Source organism: Imperialibacter roseus (assembly GCF_032999765.1).
Lineage (GTDB): Bacteria > Bacteroidota > Bacteroidia > Cytophagales > Cyclobacteriaceae > Imperialibacter > Imperialibacter roseus.
Map to the genome: position 1 here is coordinate 4,300,288 of NZ_CP136051.1, position 16,862 is coordinate 4,317,149.

Consider the following 16,862-nt stretch of genomic DNA (forward strand, 5'->3'; position numbering starts at 1 on the left):
AAAAACCACTAAGCCTCGGCTGGCATGGCCTTCAACTCTATCACCTGCTCCCTGGCTTTTCCAATAAATGTGTTGATATCCGTTTTGCCATCATGCTTAACAGGCAGGCCGATATGGACATCTACTTTATGAGGTTTTATAGCAAACCTGCCGGCTTTCCACACTTTTTCCGACCCACTAATAGCCACTGGAACCACATGCACTCCAGCTTGAGATGCCAGGAGAAATGGCCCCTTTTTGAAAATGCCGACTTCTCCATTGCGACTTCTGGTTCCCTCCGGAAACATCAGTACATTTTTGCCTCCTTTAATAAGTTGGCCAGCCTTTTTTAAACTTTCAATAGCCTTTTCTCTGTTGCTCCTGTCAACGAATATCATCCCTGTGCCCATCATGTACCACCCAAGAAATGGCACTTTTTTCAGCTCCTGCTTGGCAACAAAGTAAAGATTAACGGGTACTGCCCTGAACAAAACAGCAATATCAAGATATGACAGATGATTGCTGACAAACACATACGAGTCTTTGTCATTGACGTGCGCAGTTCCTTCCACTTTCAGCGTAACTCCACATGCCCACAAAATCCCAGGCGACCACCAGGTCCGTGCCATCACAACCGGTATTTTTCTATCGAATGTAATGATCATGATCAACAGAGAGGAGGAAATCATAAGGATACTCCAAAACACACAAAACAGAAGGCGAAACGGCGTAGACACTAATAATTGATTATGATGAATGCTCACAAAGCTAAAACAAAGCACCAAAAACCACCCGATTGTTTTTCGATAAAGCCCTCCGTTGGTATAAAACTGATTTAAGGGACAGATTGAGACAGCTTTTTCTTAATATCGTGTCGCATGGAAAACAGCACCTCAAAGAAGTCAGTTAGCGTTTTAGGTTGTGGCTGGCTCGGCTTGCCACTGGCAAGGCACCTGCTTCAAAATGGATTTAAGATCAAAGGGTCTACCACCTCCCCTGAAAAACTTGCCTTACTGAAAAAGACCGGCATCGAACCGTTCCTGATTCAGTTGTCCGACGGCGGAGACTATTCCCAGCTATCGGACTTTCTTACATCGGACATTCTGATTGTCAACTACCCCCCGGGCGTTAGAAAAGGCGGAGCTGAGCAGTTCCGAAATTCATTCGGTATCCTTTTGGACAGTGTAGCTAAGTCGCTTGTTGGCAAAATCATTTACATCAGCTCAACGTCTGTCTATCCAAATACCAACGAAGTTGTCTCAGAAGAAATGCAGCTTCTGCCTGATTCTGAAGCCGGGAAGGTTTTGCTCGACGCTGAAGACCGGCTGAGAAAACTAGATGGCAAGGAGGTGATCATTCTGCGTATGGCCGGCCTGATTGGCCACGACCGCCAGCCGGCCAGGTTCTTCGCCGGAAAAAAAGGGCTGGCAAATGGTGAAGAGTTGGTCAACCTGATCCACCGGGACGATTGCGTTAACATCATTCACAAAATGATCGAAGGGCAAGCGAGCGGCGACACATTTAACTGCTGCAGTGATACTCACCCGCCAAAAAGGGATTTCTATACAAAGGCTTCTGAGGTTTTGGGGATAGTTCTTCCTCAATTTGCTGCGTCTGACGTCACCTCCTTTAAAATCGTCAGCAACGAGAAGCTTAAGAGCCAGCTGAAATACAATTTTATTTACGGAGATTTAACAAAATTCGATTGGCCTTAAATCGAGTTTCCGGCCCGCATTTGTTGTTCTCTTTCCCTAATTTTGAGGCGTCAGTTATACGATTATGGATCTTCAATACGCCCTCGAACTTATCGGCACATTCTTTTTTGCCATTTCCGGCGCCCTGGCGCTACAGGGCAAAGAAGCCGACTGGTTTGCTGCGGCCTTCACTGGCTTTCTAACAGCCATTGGAGGAGGTACCTTGAGGGACGTGCTGCTTGGTAGCTATCCCCTGGTATGGATTGGTGACATTAATTTCCTCTACGCCATCATTCTTGGTGTCATCGTTACCTTTATTCTGTACGGCTTTGTTTCCAGGCTAAAACGAACCTTCATGCTGTTCGACACTGTGGGCATAGCCTTCTTTACAATTTTGGGAGTTGAAAAGGCCCTCTCTGTTGGTGTAAGGCCAGAAATAGCAGCCATTATGGGCATGTTTACTGCTATCATGGGCGGGGTGATCCGGGACACACTGACCAACGAACTGCCGGTGATTTTCAGGAAAGAGATTTATGCTACAGCCTGCCTGGCCGGCGCTATTTGCTACTTATCGCTAAGGCTGTTTGAAATTGATCGCAATGTCAACCTGCTGATTTCCATTGGCGTAATCGTTGTAATCCGGCTACTGGCAGTAAAATTCAGACTGTCACTGCCAAAGTTGAAGTAGGCTACAAAACACAAAAGCTGTCAAAAGACAGCTTCGGGTTTCACATTAAAAACATCACTCTTCTAAACTGGAACGTTTAGGTTCTTGACCGTATCCACAGGTCCGAAGTTTCTGGACTCCATCACGGTCTTTTTGCCCTTGATAAGTCTCACCTCTACAGGCATCACTTTGTGCTCAATATTTTTTCTGACAACCCTGTCATAGTACAGCTTCGCTTTCTGGTACTGCCCCTTACCAAACTCCTCCCGATCTTGAAAAGATTGTACTTCCGGAAAATTCGGAATTACGTGATACAAACGTACGGTTACCGAATAGGTAGGCTTAAAAGAATTTAAAAAGTCAATCCACGCTTTTTTCATAGACCACTAAAATATAGGTTTTGACAAATCTACACCATGGCAAAATACAGAACAATTTGAAAGTACACTAATTTACGTGGTTTCTAATTATTTATTAAGTAATAAAAAGTCGGAATGGCGAGGAAAAATTCAGCCCGCCCTTCAAAAAAGCAATACTCCATATCGTGTTTTTTCTCATCTTAGACTTCTTAAACTCCACACTCCCATGGCTAAAAAGTCTGTGTTCGATCCTCAGTCCGTACATCACCAGTTTCCTGCCTTACGGCGTCTGCACAACAAGAAACCCCTCATCTTTCTGGATGGCCCAGGCGGCACCCAAGTACCTGAGAGGGTCATCAGAGCTATTTCAACCTACTATCGCCGGTCCAACGCCAACACCCACGGTGCCTTTGTCACCACACGGGAAACCGATAAAGTAATGGCGGACGCCCGGGCAAAGATGGCAACCCTGCTGGGGGCTCCTGGCCCGGAGTGCATCTCTCTTGGTCAGAACATGACCACTATCAATTATTCGCTGGCCCGGGCAATGAGCAGGCTGCTGAAGCCTGGCGATGAAGTATTGATCACACAACTTGACCACGAGGCCAACCGGGGCCCGTGGCTTACCCTGAGAGATTTTGGTGTCAAAGTGCGGGAGGTGAAGCTTTTACCCACCGGCACACTGGACTATGCTGATTTTGAGCAGAAGCTCAATGAAAATACCCGGCTGGTTTGCATGGGCATGTCGAGCAACGCCATAGGCACTGTCAACGATTTTGCACTGGTGAGGCAAATGACCTACAAGGTGGGGGCCTGGCTCCTGCTGGATGCAGTTCACTATGCGCCGCACTTCAGCATCGATGTGCAAGCCATTGGCTGCGACTTCCTCATTTGTTCGGCCTACAAATTCTATGGGCCTCATGTGGGTATATTGTATGCAAAGCCAGGCCTGCTCGACAGGCTGCCAACCGACAGGCTAAGAACCACCGACCAGATAGCCCCCTATTCCATTGAAACAGGAACGCTCAATCATGCGGCCATGGCTGGTGTTTCCGCCGCTGTTGATTTTATCGCTTCAATGGGATCAGGCAATAGCCTGAGAGAGAAGCTGGATGATGCTTACGCCAAAGTAAGTCAACATGAGTTCGCCCTGGCATCAAAACTTTACACAGAACTAAAGGCCATCAAGGGCATGACGGTTGTAGGGCAGGATTTTTCATCTGAAAAAAGAACTCCCACCGTGTCGTTTACAGTCAAAGGAAAAACGGCCGAAGAGGTCTGCAAGCAGCTTGCTGCGGAAAACATTTGCGCCTGGGACGGCCATTTTTATGCCGTGCGGGCCATTGAAGTGCTGGGCCTTCTGGAAAAAGGTGGAGTTACCCGTATGGGAATTTCACTCTATAATACCGAACAAGAAATTGACTACGTAATCAAGGCCGTGAAAAAATTGACATAGGCCTTTCCTTTCGGTTTCACTCACTTCAAAATATCTCCCGCTGACTACTTAAATCCTTCTGCCCAGGACTTTAACTTTTTTTAACATCCTTTTACGAAGAATTTCGTAATATTTACAAGACTCAAACTCAAAAGGACTAATCATGTTAAAAAGTTACCTAATGGTGAGCATCAGGCACCTGATGCGCCAGCCTACCTATGCTGCGCTTAATATTCTCGGTTTAACAATCGGAATTGTTTCCAGCTTACTAATCATTCTCTATCTGTCGCAAGAACTTAGCTACGACAAACATCACGCAAAAGCGGACAGGATTTACCGCATTTCGTCGGACATCAAGGAACCTGACAATGCGTTCCGCTGGGCAGTGACCCAGCTCCCTCTTGGCCGAACGTTGAAGGCTGAATTTGAAGAGGTAGAGCAGTACGTCCGCTTTATTGGCAACGGCCGCACCAAGTTTATCAAAGACAATATCAACTATTTTGAAGAAGACGTCTTTCAGGTAGACAGCACAGTGTTTGATGTTTTTTCCTTTGACCTTATTTCCGGCAACCCCTCCACAGCGCTACAGAATCCAAGCTCCATGGTCATCAGCAAAACCATGGCGGACAAAATTTTCAAAGGCGAAAACCCGGTTGGGCAAATCCTGAAAACAGACCAGAATTCCTTCGAAATAACTGGTGTGTATGAAGACCTGCCTAAAACATCTCACATCAGACCCAATGCGATGATGTCGGCCAGCACTTCTGATAGAAATAACTCCCAAAACTGGGGCGGCTTTGGCATCTACACTTACGCTTTGTTAAGAGAGGGTGCTGACCCGAAAGTAGTGGAAACCAAGCTTAATGACATTATTGATAAATACGTAGCGGTGATCTTCGATCAGTTTGACATCGTGATCCGGTATGAAATGATTGCCATCAAAGACATTCACCTTTATTCCACTTTTGAAGGTGAACCTGAATCACTTGGCAACATCAAATACATCTACATTTTTGCCGCCGTTGCCTTGTTCCTGATCGTTATTGCCAGCATCAACTATATGAACCTGTCGACCGCACGCTCCATGCGCAGAGCATTGGAAGTAGGGATCAGAAAGGTAATGGGTGCTCAAAGGGGCATGTTGATTGGGCAGTTTATCACCGAATCGGTAGTGCTTACAGTTATCTCCTTAGTTATCAGCTTAATAGTTTTGGCGATCGCTGTACCCCTTTTCAACGGATCCCTCGACACCAACTTATCTCTTTTAGACCTACTGCAGCCACAGCTCATCCTGGTGGTTCTGTGCATTCTGGTGCTGACTGGGTTTGTCAGTGGAAGTTACCCAGCCTTTTACCTGTCGAGCTTTAAACCAGCAGCAGTGCTAAAGGGCAAGGGAGCTAGCAGAGGCGGCAATCAATGGCTGCGACGTGTGCTGGTTGGTATCCAGTTCGCCATCTCCATCTTCATGCTGATAGGTACCTTCATCATCTACGATCAAATGCAGTACCTGCGCAGCAAGGATTTGGGCTTCGACAAAGACCAGGTGGTTCGTGTGGTGCTGGACAACCAGGCCAGCCGTGAAAAGTATCCTGTTTTCCGAAATTCCCTGATGCAGAACCCTAATATCAAGTCCGTGGCTTCCTCGAGTACCTCGCCAGGGAATGGCTATGGCAAAAATGTGATGAGTGTCGAGACCAACGAGGGAGTAATGGAAAATTATGGCATCGATGCCTACGTAGTCGACTATGACTTTTTCCCCACACTCAGCATTCCTTTTGAGAAAGGGCGAAATATCTCTTCTCAATACCCAAGCGACACAGCCACCTCAGTGATGGTAAACGAAGCCATGGTGGCCAGAATGGGCTGGGAAGAACCTATAGGCAAGAAGTTCCAGTTTGACCGTGACAGCACCGTGTTTCACCGAGTGGTGGGTGTGGTCAGGGATTTCCATCAGCAGTCTCTTTACAACCCCATTGAAGCCTTGATGTTCATTCCTGGCCTCAACAATTCGAGTGTGCTTATCAAAACATCGGAAGACCTGCAGGCTTCGCTTGCCGCCATAGAAGCCAGCTGGAACGAGGTGTATCCAGGCATTCCCTTCGATGCTACGTTCCTTGATGAGGAGTTTATGGAGCAGTATGAAACGGATCAACTTCGTGGCAAACTGTTTCTCGGGTTTTCGCTGATGATGATCTTTATAGCTTGTCTTGGCTTGCTCGGCTTAGCCTCCTTCATTGCCGAGCAGCGCACCAAAGAGATAAGCATCAGAAAAGTGCTGGGCGCCAACACTGGCGGCCTTGTAACTCTGCTTGTGAAAGATTTTGTGTGGCTGGTACTCATAGGTGCTGTGCCTGCGTTCGGGCTCGGCTACTATTTCATGAATGACTGGCTCAAAACTTTCGAATATCACGTTGACATTAACCTGTTGTTGTTTGTCGTCGTGTTGTTGATCATCCTGGTTATTACTGTGTTGACAACTGGCTATCATGCGTTAAGGGCAGCCAACTCCAACCCGGCAAACAACCTGAAATATGAGTAAATTTCTGGCATAACTGCCAGTTTCAAAGCCCTGAAGTTGAACGACACTTCAGGGCTTTTTTTGTGAAAAACAATCACCATTGCACCTCGCAATGCACAGCGATTAATAGCTTCAACGCCACCAATCTCTACGATATGTTAAGTCGCTGACCACCAGATGGCTAGTCGGCTCAACGCAACAATCTGGTCTCCACTTCGTTAGTATATAGTAAAAATCATAAAAATAATATGAAAAATACCATTTTAGCAACCAGTTTACTAATGATGTTCATTACCAGCGGAGCCCTTGCTCAGGAGGCCGGTCTTAAAGGAGGACTCAACTTTTCAAATCTCTACGTCAACGACGTGGACGATGAAAATATGAAAATCGGGTTCAATGCAGGTGTCTACTACAAAGCACAGTTAACAGATGTGTTGGCCATACAGCCAGAAATACTTTACTCATTGAAAGGGGCTGAAGTAATTTACGACAATACATTTCTTGGCATAGGCAACGGTAAATACCGTTTCAATCTGAGTTATGTAGATGTACCTGTAGCATTAAAAATAAGCCCTGTCGGTAATTTTTATATCGAAGCGGGCCCGTATGTGTCGTTGCTTACGTCAGCAAAAGTTAAACGAATCGACTCAAACGGAGATAAGGAAGTGGTGGACGAACTTGATCGGGACAATTTCAATACAGTCGACTACGGCATGTTTGGAGGAGTCGGCTTCAACTTTACCGGTGGGTCTTTGGGAGTTAGGTATAACTATGGCCTGCAGGAGATTGGTGAGAGCGGCTCCAATGTGGCCGAAGCAACTCCAAACTCAAAGAATTCCGTGCTTCAAATATTTATGACATTGCCGTTTTGACGGACAACAACCCAAAAATCAGGGCCTGGTTCGACCGATGTCGATCAGGCTCTTTTTAATTCCAGAATAGTAATCTCAGGAAGAATGCCAATTCTGCCGGGATACCCCAAATACCCAAAGCCCCGATTGACATAAAGGTACTGGTTTTCCTCCTGATACAAGCCTGCCCACTGCTTGTAAACATACTGAGAAGGGCTCCACTTGAATCCGCCAATTTCTACACCAAACTGAAAGCCGTGTGTATGGCCTGAAAGCATCAGGTCTACATCGCCATAGTTGGGCCTTACCTGTGCGTCCCAGTGGCTGGGGTCATGCGAGAGCAGAATTTTAAACGGGTATTCCTCTGTCCCCTGATGAGCTAAATCCATTTTGCCATACTTGGCAAACCTGCCGGCTCCCCAGTTTTCGATACCAAGTATGCCTATTTGCTCGCCGTCCACCTTCACAGGAAGATTCTCATTCATCATCAGGTGCCAGCCCAACTCTTTGTGGGCCGCTTTAAGGTCTTCTAAGTTTGCTTGCTTAGCAGCCTCTGATGCCCAGTTTTTGTAGTCTCCGTAGTCATGATTGCCGAGAGTGGAGTAAACTCCCAGAGGCGCCTTTACTTTATCAAAAATGGAAATGTATTCTTTCACCTCCTCAGCCTCATTATTCACTAAATCGCCGGTGAAAAAGATAATATCTGGTTTTTCGCCCAGCAGCATTTCCACACCGCCTTTTACTGCTGTCTTGTTGAAAAAGCTGCCAGAGTGGATGTCGGAAAGCTGCCCTATCTGTATCCCGTCGAATTCTTTGGGCAGGTTAGGAAAGAAGATGGTTTTACGTCTAATCCGATAGTCGTGAGCGCCGCTCAAAATACCATAACTCATCGTCAATGCCGGAACAGCTCCTGCAATAAGTGCTACCTTCGAAATGAACTCAGACCTGGGAATGGCCCTTCCATTAGGATTGATAGGCTCTGGGCTTGAAAATATAAAATTGGCAAGCCATTGAAACCCTCTGATAATATCTCCTACCAACAAGAAAATAAGAGCGAATAGTTTTGACATCACGTTAATGAAGATGCCGAGCACAATGAAGGTGCGAAGACCTTTCACTGCTGATAAGTCGGCGAAGTTCACTACAAGTATGCCAAATACAGACAAGGTGGTGACGCCCCAGAAAATCCAATAAACAACTTTCCGTGTAGTGAGGGACACGTCGGCAGTTGCCAGCCTGACGGCTTGAAAAACATACCAATCGATAGCCAGTAAAAGAAGGAGTAAAAAGAATGCAAACACGATCCTGTTCATTTAGGGATGGAATTAATATGGCCAGCTCGGAACCTCTTTCATAAGAAAGAAAAAGAGCCCCTTTAAGTTCACCTTTAAATAGACGTTTAAAGTCCGGTGAATACTTTAAAGGGGCTCAATTATTTTAGCTTAATCCGAATCTCCTGTTCACTCTGGCAAAGAACCAGTACATCACAGGCACAATCACCAGCGTAAGGAAGGTGGCGAACGTAAGACCGAATACGATGGTCCACGACATGGGTCCCCAGAAGATTACATTGTCTCCGCCCATGAAAAAGTCTGGGTTGTACTCTCTGAAGAAACCTATAAAGTCAATGTTCAATCCTATAGCCAAAGGCACAAGGCCAAGCACAGTAGTGATGGCTGTTAACAGTACCGGACGAAGCCTCGTTTTTCCTGCGACCACAATGGCCTCATCCACTTGCTCGATAGTGAGCCTTTCCACACCCAGCTCTTTCCTCATTCTGCTTCTGGTGAGCTCAATGAAGTCGATAAGTACGATGGCGTTGTTCACCACGATACCGGCGAGAGAAATGATTCCAACCATTGTCATGATGACCACGAAGTCCATTTGGAAAATTACCAAACCAAGGAACACCCCAATTGTACTGAAAAGCACTGAAGTCATGATGATCAAGGGAGCAGTCATTTTATTGAACTGCGCCACAATGATCAGGAAGATCAGGAATACCGCCAGCAGCAAGGCACTGCTCAGGAAGGCCATTTCCTCTGCCTGCTTCTCCTGCTCGCCACCGAACTTGAAGGAGTAGCCTTGAGGCATATCAAAGTTCACGAGCAGCTCTTTGATTTGATCGTTGATTTCTGTTGGATTGGCTCCTCCCAGCACGTTGGAGCTTATGGTTACGACTCTTTGCAAATCCTTCCTGCGTACCGAACCGTACGTTGTGCTCAACTCAGCTTTGGCGACGGCAGAAATCGGTACAGAAACAATTCGTCCGTTGGTTTGGTCACGAAAAACCACACTCTTGTTCATCAATGCATCGATATCGTACCGATACTTTTCGTCAAGTCTCAACTGCACTTCATAGTCATCTTCTCCCTGCTTGAATTTGGATATCTCCTTACCAAACAACGATGTACGCACTTCGTTGGCTATCGAATAAGTTGACAGGCCAAATCTGCGGGCCTTTTCTCTGTCGATATCTACAATAAGTTCCGGCTTGCCTGTTTCAAGGTCGGTTTTAAGCCTTTCGATACCTTCTATGCCTGATTCATTAATGAAGGTTTTCATGTCTTCAGTAATTTCTATCAGTCGGTTAAAGTCTTGTCCGGTAACTTCAATGGCAATTGGCTTACCTACTGGTGGGCCAGCTGCGTCCTTATCAACCGTCAGCGCCACACCAGGATAGCCCTGAACTGCCTCACGTATCTCGTTCATGATGTCACTGGTCATTACCCATTCATCCGAACCTTCTCTCTTGCGGTACTTAAACTCCACAAAATTGACAGTGATCCTGGCTTTGTTTGGCGTTTCAGCCTGGCCCACCGCTGAAGGGTCGTTGGGGTCAGCTGTGTCTTGACCTACCTTGGTCACCACCGACTCTACCATGAACTGATAAGGCTCTATCACCTTCATCACCTTCTTCTCCACCTCCTCTGTAAATGAGTTGGTCACATTGATATCGGTTCCTGAGGGCTGCTCAATGAACACATTGACGTACTTTGGTTCATTCACCGGGAAGAAGATGACATTGGGAGTAAACACCCCCATCATGGCTAGTGAAAAGAACAAAAGAAATACAGTACCAAAGAAAAAGAGCGTTGGGTTCCAGCCTCGCAAAGCAAACTGTAGCGTTCGGGAGTACAGCCCTTCTATGAAAGGCAGAAAAGTATCCTGAAACTTTCTGGACAGTGGAACCAGCACATAGACATTTAAGAGAATAAGCATCCCCAGAAGCAAAGCCAGGTTACCCAGCACATTCGCTTTTGCCAGTAGCAGCAAAGCGCCAATGCCTATGCTCACACCTGCAAATATCCATATCCTTTTATAGTTGAATGCTTGTCTGTTGTCTACCTTCATAAAGGCAGCAATCATTACCGGGTTGATCACCAAAGCCACAAAAAGTGAAGAGCTAAGCGTAACAATCAGGGTGATGGGTAAGTAACGCATAAACTGCCCCATCAGGCCTGGCCAGAAGGCCAAAGGAAGAAAGGCTGCAAGTGTGGTAGCCGTGGAGGAAATAATAGGCCAGGCCACCTCTCCCACTCCCCGACGGGTAGCTTCAAGCGGCTTCATGCCCAGTTCCATCAAACGGTAAACGTTCTCCACCACCACGATACCATTGTCCACCAGCATACCCAATGCCATGATCAGCGAGAACAGTACCATCATGTTGATAGTGATACTAAAGGCCGACAGCACGATAAAGGAAATGAACATCGACAACGGAATGGCCACACCTACAAACAAGGCGTTTCTCGTTCCTAAAAAGAAGAGAAGTACCAAAACCACCAGAATCACCCCTGAGATGATATTGTTCTCCAGGTTGCTCACCATTTCACGGGTCATTTCCGACTGGTCATTGGTAATTGCGATTTCAAGATCAGCAGGCAGCGTATCCATCGTTTTGTCGAGGATCGCATTTATCTTCTCTGTGGTAATCAGCAGGTTTTCACCGCTTCTTTTGATCACATCCACAGAAACCACAGGCTTGCCATTCATTCTGGCGAAGCTTTGCTTTTCCTTGAAACCGAACTCAATGGTTGCTATGTCTTTGAGGTAGACAATATTGGCGTTTTCATTTTTGACAATGATGTCTTCCATTTCACTGGCCTCCTCAAACTCACCCACCACTCTAATGGTTCTTCTGATGCCGTCCTCAAGAATATTTCCACCAGACAAAGAAACGTTCTCAGCGGAAATCGCATTCTCAATGTCGGAGAAGTTGACCTTCACAGCCTCCATCTTGTAGGGGTCGACATTGATTCTGACCTCTTTCTCGTCAATACCCCTGATTTCTACTTTGCTTACCTCACTTACTTTTTCAATCTCGTCCTCAAGAATTTCCGCATAGTCTTCCAGCTCCTCCAGGGTATAATTCCCCGAGAGGTTGATGTTCATGATGGGAAACTCCGACAGGTTGAGTTCGAAGATGTTTGGATCAGTTTGCAAGTCGCTTGGCAGCTCGGGCTTGGCCCTGTCCACGGCATCCTTCACCTTCGTCAGAGCGTCTTCAATGGCCGTTTCGGCACTGAACTCAACAATGATGGTGGAGTAGTCCTGCACCGAAGTCGATTTGATATTATCAACTTCAGAGATGGTATTGATCTCTTTCTCTATCGGCCTTGTTATCAGGTTCTCTATGTCAAGCGGGGCATTGCCCGGATGTGCAGTACCTATGTAAACTATCGGCTGCTCAATTTCCGGATAGCTGTCTTTTGGAAGCGAGATATAAGAACTCACACCCATCACTATCAGCAAAAAAGTCAGGAAAAAAACCGTGGTTCGGTTCTTAAGAGAAGCTGAGGTGAGCTTAAACTCTTTGTCCACCACTTCTTCGTTCTCTTCAGAAAACCTGTTTTCCTCCGGAAGATTATCGTTGGTATTTGTATCGTTAGCCATATGGATTCGGTTTTTGAGATAAATTACTTGCTGGCAGCTGCCAACGTCACACTAACTCCCTCGGCTACATCCCTGTATCCTTTTTCAATTAACTTCTCAGTTCCCTGAAGTCCCTTTATCACCTCAGTTTCACTTTTGAAGGTAAGCCCTGTTTCAATATGGATTTTGGTAGCCACAAGGCTGCCATCCTGATCAGCGACTGTGTAAACAAAGGTTCCTTTGTCGTCTCTCAGGATGATCTTGGTGGGTATAACCAATGCTTTGCTGCTCTTGTAGTCAATCAGTTGAAGCACTGTCACCTGATTAGGCCTTACAGTGAAGTCCAGCTTTGGTAAGCTCACTTCTACTGTGAAAGTTCTGTTCTCGCTGTTGATCACCTGACCAACCGAAAGTACCCTGGCAGTTACCGTTTTGTCCTGAACGGGAAAGTACACCTCCACTGGATCTCCTGCCGTAAACTTCCCAATGAAAACTTCTGAGATATCAGTCTTGATATACATATCGTCTTCGCTAAGCACACGCACCAAAGGCATGCCCGGAGAAGCGATGGAACCGAGTGTGGCCGGAATTTCATCCACTCTTCCGCTAAACGGCGCCCTTATGACTGACTGAGCTAGCTGAGAGTTCAGCGTGGCCAACCTGTCTTCAAGCGACTCCTTACGATTTTTTGCTTCCAGGTACTGCACCTCCGTACCTATCTTTTGCTCCCAAAGCTTCGACTGTCTCTCAAAAAGAGTTTTGGCTAGTTCGAGGCTGGTCTGCACCTCACTGATATTGTTGCGAACAATGTCGGCGTCAAGGGTAAGCAGTACCTGGCCTTTGTTCACCTTTTGGCCTTCGGTTACATGAATTGCCTGTACTTTACCCATTGTTTCAGCACTCATCATCACATTTTTGTGAGAGGCTACCCATCCCCTTACCTCAGTCATATGAAAAAAGTCTTTGGTAGGAACCGGCATAGTAGCCACAAGAATGGCGTTGGTATTCTCCTTACCAAACTCGGGATCCATTTGCGCTATTTCCTTTTCGAGCGTAGTAATCTTAGCTTTCAGCTCCCGAAGCTCGTTATTGTATTCACTGAGTTCGGATTTTTTTTCTTCAATATCTGAAGGGGCCTCTCCGCATGAAACGCCTGCGAAAAGAACGGCAACTAGTGCCAGCAACTGTAAACTTTTCATGGATGATGTATATGTTTTCATAGTTCGGTTCTCCTTATTCCTTAATTAATAGTCCTTTTGCCTTGTCGAGATCGACCTTGGCCACAATGGCATCGTAAAGTGCACTATAGTAGTTAGTCTGCGCATTTCTAAGGCTGTTTTCTGCGTCGATTACCTCCAGGTTAGAGCCGACTCCCTGCTCGTATTTGATTTTGGTTACCCTGGCAATGCTTTCCGCCAGTTCCATGTTCTCCTCCTGCGAGGCAAGCGACTTTTGCGCATTGTCAAAATTCAGATAAGACTGCTGAATTTCCAGGTCGATCAGGTTTTCCAATGACTTAAAGCCGTTGTCCAGCTTTTGTAGTGTGAGCTTCTCCTGCTGAATCTTGTAGGTGCGCTGCAAACCACCAAAAATGGGCACGTTCAGGCGTAGACCAAATTGAGAGTAGTCATACCATTTATCCGGGCCAAAGTCATCATTTTCCTCGAAACCTGAGTTTGTTTTGAACACGCCCCCAATTCCGTTTGATTGAGTTCCATAGCCAAGCGTGGCAAAGGCATTTAAAGATGGTAAGGCCTCGGCGTAAAGGTTTTTAATAGTAAGCTCCTGCAAACGCTTATTTACTTGTAATACTTTATAGTCAGGTCTGTTTTTGTAATCCCAGTCACTGCCATCAAGCTTCTCAATTGGATCGAGTTGAATGTCCTGAATAGTGCCAGCTACCTCGATAGGCTGATCCATAGGATAATTCATCTGAAATTTCAACAAGGCAAGTCCCAGTGCATTCAAGTTGCTGAACTTGTCCCGCTCGGTCACCAGGTTATTGAAGCTAACCTGAATACGATCAACATCAATTTTCTCTGCAAACCCACTGATATTGAGTGCCCTTGTGTTCCTAAGAAGGCTGTCGACCCTGGCAATATTGGCATCAAAAAGTTGCATGCGCTCATTGTTGATGAGCACCGAATAGTAAGCCTTTGTCACTTGTTCCACAATCGTTTCTCGTGTTTGTTCGGTAGTTTTCTGTGAGAGCTCTTTGTACGTATTCGACGCCTGAAGTCCCACGATGTAGGATCCGTTGAAAATAATCTGATTAATAGTTGCACTAACGTCACCACTGCTCCTCAGTTGAAAAAAGTTGGGTGCAGCAAATACGTCACCTTGATTTACCCCATACTGGATAGCATCTTGCTCGGTAGGACCAAATGGGCTCCCTGGATAATATTGTGAGAAGAATCGCTGTAGCTTCTGGTTGTGGTTAACAGAAGCGCTACCAGAAATCTGCGGCAACCCTATACCCACCGTCTCCTTTACTTTGGCCACTGCTATTTGCTCGTCAAGCGTAGCATTCTGCGCACTGATAGAATTGGCAAGTGCGTAGTCGATACATTGCTCAAGTGAAAGTGGTCCGTCGGAAGCTACCGTGCCGCCGTTGTCCTGAGCGCTGAGTTGGCCAGCCACCAGAAGCATTGCCACCAAAAAAATCTTCCAACTACTTTTGAGATTCATATGATTGCTTGTTAAAAATTGTGTCATAAAGTTTCCTTCCCTGATCCGTTAAAATCCCTTGTATAAAGTGATAGAATATTTGTTCGCAGACTTCCTTAAATTCATATTTACCTCTTGGATAAGTGTGGGCATCGAAGGCCATTTCTACCTGCTTCATGCGCAGCACAGCCAGTATATTTTCATCGATGTCCTCTCTGAAACTGCCTTCGGCTTTTCCCCGCTTCAAACAATCCACGATATTCTGAGTGAAGACTCGTTCCTTGTACTCCTCAAAAAGTGTCCAGGCTTTGGGGTGATACTTCTGGATGTCGTGCAGCACCGAAGGATGAATGGTCTCTACATTCGTTCTCATGAACTGCGAAATCTTAAATAGCTCATCGATGGAGTTGGACGACTCCTGGTGCATTTTCACAAATTCACGGTACTCTTTTTCACAATGGTGGCCAACCGCCAACGTCACTACCTCGTCTTTATCCTTAAAGAATTGATAGATCGTTTTTTTAGAGATACCCATGTGACGGGACAGATCGTCCATCGTCACACTTCTAACGCCCAAACGGCAAATAAGCTGGTCAGCTTGCTCTATTATATTGTCTCTTACTTCCAAAATATTCTTCTAAACTTTGGAAACTTTCACATTACTCAAAGTTTCCGTTGTCAAAGTAACGGCTAGTTTTTGAAAAGGTTTAGAAAAAAGTGAAAATTAACTTACCGATAATAATAGTCCCTAAAAGTCTTTATTTGAGGCTGTTGGGCCATTTCTTTGCCACTATTGCAAAACCACGGAGGATTGGCGGCGGCATAAATGCTACTGACTAAACTTTCAAACGTTTGCAGGTAAAAAAGTATTAAATTTGGTTTCGTCATCATGAAGCAGGCTCCGGCAAAATATCTTAACTATAAAAAATATGGGACAGGCACGAAATTCCTTTTGGCATTTCATGGCTTTGGACAAACTGAGCTGGCCTTCCAATTGTTCGAAACCTCATTAGGAATAAACTATACGATCATCTCCATTGATCTCTTCTTCCATGGAAAAAGCCGATGGCCGGTCGATGAGCTCCCAGTGCCAACGGAATCGTGGCACGATTTGCTTCTGGATATCCTGAAAGCGGAACAAATAGATAAGTTCAGTGTGATGGGATACAGTCTCGGGGGTAAACTGGCGTTAACTACGGCCATGTTGTTTCCTCAGCGGGTGCAAAGAATCATTTTAGCTGCACCAGACGGCATCTACCTTAACCCCTGGTACAAAGTTGCGACTGGCACCTGGGTAATGAGGGCCATCTTTCATTATCTAAACGACCACCCTGCTCTTCTTATCCGCCTGATCTCCTTTTTTAGCCGCACCAGGTTGGTGTCTGGGCGGTTGGCAAAGTTTGCTATCTCGCAGGTGGCTGATCACAACAACGGTAACAGCATTTACCACGCCTGGGTGGGCTTCAGGCATTTTACTCAAAACATAGACAAGGTGCTTCAAACTGTCAACCAAAATAACATACAAGTAACGATGGTGGCTGGAAAATATGATACGGTTATCCCCTATGGCAAACTTCATGCTTTTGAAAAAAAGTGCGGCTCATCAGACTTTGTATTGATCAAAACCGGCCACAATTCCCTCCTAAAGAAATTTCACGAATCGCTCTTAGAAAACGTCCGTCCACACTCTGGATAAGGCAACGGATCCCGGAGACGATCATTCCCAACGGCTAAATTCAATTTCTCTGTACCAGGCCTTCTAAAATTACCTTTTTTAGAAGTCGACTATTTCTTTTTGTTTTAACTTTGGGCTTCAA

General features: G+C 45.9%; 13 protein-coding genes. 6 read left to right on the forward strand and 7 right to left on the reverse strand.

The annotated features are described in order from the left end of the window. Positions 1-8 precede the first annotated feature (8 nt). Positions 9-644 (reverse strand): lysophospholipid acyltransferase family protein, encoded by a 636-nt coding sequence (locus RT717_RS18065; RefSeq protein ID WP_317487787.1) that lies wholly within the window; start codon positions 642-644, stop codon positions 9-11. 213 nt (positions 645-857) lie between these two features. On the opposite strand from RT717_RS18065, the gene RT717_RS18070 reads away from it, so the two are divergent. Further along, entirely contained in the window at positions 858-1,694 is an 837-nt protein-coding gene (locus tag RT717_RS18070; protein ID WP_317487788.1) for an SDR family oxidoreductase, read from the forward strand. Between the two features lie 64 nt (positions 1,695-1,758). Continuing rightward, the gene (locus RT717_RS18075) at positions 1,759-2,361 is read left to right on the forward strand and encodes a trimeric intracellular cation channel family protein (protein WP_151999802.1); all 603 of its coding nucleotides are present in this window, start codon (positions 1,759-1,761) and stop codon (positions 2,359-2,361) included. 62 nt (positions 2,362-2,423) lie between these two features. Here the strand turns inward: RT717_RS18075 and RT717_RS18080 are convergent, their stop codons facing one another. After that, positions 2,424-2,720 (reverse strand): hypothetical protein, encoded by a 297-nt coding sequence (locus RT717_RS18080; protein WP_151999801.1) that lies wholly within the window; start codon positions 2,718-2,720, stop codon positions 2,424-2,426. A 205-nt stretch (positions 2,721-2,925) separates the two neighbouring features. Here RT717_RS18080 and RT717_RS18085 point away from each other — a divergent pair, with 205 nt between their 5' ends. From RT717_RS18085 to RT717_RS18095, 3 genes are all read left to right on the forward strand, one after another. Beyond that, complete coding sequence (locus tag RT717_RS18085; RefSeq protein WP_317487789.1) at positions 2,926-4,155, forward strand: cysteine desulfurase-like protein; 1,230 nt, start codon at positions 2,926-2,928, stop codon at positions 4,153-4,155. A gap of 142 nt (positions 4,156-4,297) precedes the next feature. Then, the gene (locus RT717_RS18090) at positions 4,298-6,673 is read left to right on the forward strand and encodes an ABC transporter permease (protein ID WP_317487790.1); all 2,376 of its coding nucleotides are present in this window, start codon (positions 4,298-4,300) and stop codon (positions 6,671-6,673) included. Between the two features lie 227 nt (positions 6,674-6,900). Beyond that, positions 6,901-7,524: a porin family protein gene (locus tag RT717_RS18095; protein ID WP_317487791.1), complete on the forward strand. Its 624-nt coding sequence runs from the start codon at positions 6,901-6,903 to the stop codon at positions 7,522-7,524. A gap of 44 nt (positions 7,525-7,568) precedes the next feature. Here RT717_RS18095 and RT717_RS18100 read toward each other — a convergent pair whose 3' ends face one another. From RT717_RS18100 to RT717_RS18120, 5 genes are all read right to left on the reverse strand, one after another. Further along, positions 7,569-8,816: a metallophosphoesterase gene (locus tag RT717_RS18100; RefSeq protein WP_317487792.1), complete on the reverse strand. Its 1,248-nt coding sequence runs from the start codon at positions 8,814-8,816 to the stop codon at positions 7,569-7,571. A 124-nt stretch (positions 8,817-8,940) separates the two neighbouring features. Then, entirely contained in the window at positions 8,941-12,399 is a 3,459-nt protein-coding gene (locus tag RT717_RS18105) for an efflux RND transporter permease subunit (RefSeq protein WP_317487793.1), read from the reverse strand. A 23-nt stretch (positions 12,400-12,422) separates the two neighbouring features. Further along, positions 12,423-13,577 carry an efflux RND transporter periplasmic adaptor subunit gene (locus RT717_RS18110; RefSeq protein ID WP_317487794.1) on the reverse strand — a complete coding sequence of 385 codons (1,155 nt, stop codon included), beginning with the start codon at positions 13,575-13,577 and terminating at the stop codon, positions 12,423-12,425. Between the two features lie 34 nt (positions 13,578-13,611). Beyond that, entirely contained in the window at positions 13,612-15,066 is a 1,455-nt protein-coding gene (locus tag RT717_RS18115; protein WP_317487795.1) for a TolC family protein, read from the reverse strand. Continuing rightward, a complete protein-coding gene (locus RT717_RS18120) occupies positions 15,050-15,673 on the reverse strand; it encodes a TetR/AcrR family transcriptional regulator (protein ID WP_317487796.1) in 624 nt (207 codons plus the stop codon). The genes RT717_RS18115 and RT717_RS18120 overlap by 17 nt, the downstream gene beginning before the upstream one ends. 261 nt (positions 15,674-15,934) lie before the next feature. Here RT717_RS18120 and RT717_RS18125 point away from each other — a divergent pair, with 261 nt between their 5' ends. After that, positions 15,935-16,741, forward strand: a complete 807-nt coding sequence (locus RT717_RS18125) for an alpha/beta fold hydrolase (protein WP_317487797.1) — start codon at positions 15,935-15,937, stop codon at positions 16,739-16,741. Positions 16,742-16,862 lie beyond the last annotated feature (121 nt).

Excerpts from the sequence above, each read along its gene's own strand:
- RT717_RS18090 (WP_317487790.1), top strand. The coding sequence starts at position 4,298 with ATGTTAAAAAGTTACCTAATGGTGAGCATCAGGCACCTGATGCGCCAG.
- RT717_RS18125 (WP_317487797.1), top strand. The coding sequence starts at position 15,935 with ATGAAGCAGGCTCCGGCAAAATATCTTAACTATAAAAAATATGGGACA.
- RT717_RS18095 (WP_317487791.1), top strand. The coding sequence starts at position 6,901 with ATGAAAAATACCATTTTAGCAACCAGTTTACTAATGATGTTCATTACC.
- RT717_RS18070 (WP_317487788.1), top strand. The coding sequence starts at position 858 with ATGGAAAACAGCACCTCAAAGAAGTCAGTTAGCGTTTTAGGTTGTGGC.
- RT717_RS18110 (WP_317487794.1), bottom strand. The coding sequence starts at position 13,577 with ATGAAAAGTTTACAGTTGCTGGCACTAGTTGCCGTTCTTTTCGCAGGC.
- RT717_RS18115 (WP_317487795.1), bottom strand. The coding sequence starts at position 15,066 with ATGAATCTCAAAAGTAGTTGGAAGATTTTTTTGGTGGCAATGCTTCTG.
- RT717_RS18065 (WP_317487787.1), bottom strand. The coding sequence starts at position 644 with ATGATCATTACATTCGATAGAAAAATACCGGTTGTGATGGCACGGACC.
- RT717_RS18105 (WP_317487793.1), bottom strand. The coding sequence starts at position 12,399 with ATGGCTAACGATACAAATACCAACGATAATCTTCCGGAGGAAAACAGG.
- RT717_RS18080 (WP_151999801.1), bottom strand. The coding sequence starts at position 2,720 with ATGAAAAAAGCGTGGATTGACTTTTTAAATTCTTTTAAGCCTACCTAT.
- RT717_RS18085 (WP_317487789.1), top strand. The coding sequence starts at position 2,926 with ATGGCTAAAAAGTCTGTGTTCGATCCTCAGTCCGTACATCACCAGTTT.
- RT717_RS18075 (WP_151999802.1), top strand. The coding sequence starts at position 1,759 with ATGGATCTTCAATACGCCCTCGAACTTATCGGCACATTCTTTTTTGCC.
- RT717_RS18100 (WP_317487792.1), bottom strand. The coding sequence starts at position 8,816 with ATGAACAGGATCGTGTTTGCATTCTTTTTACTCCTTCTTTTACTGGCT.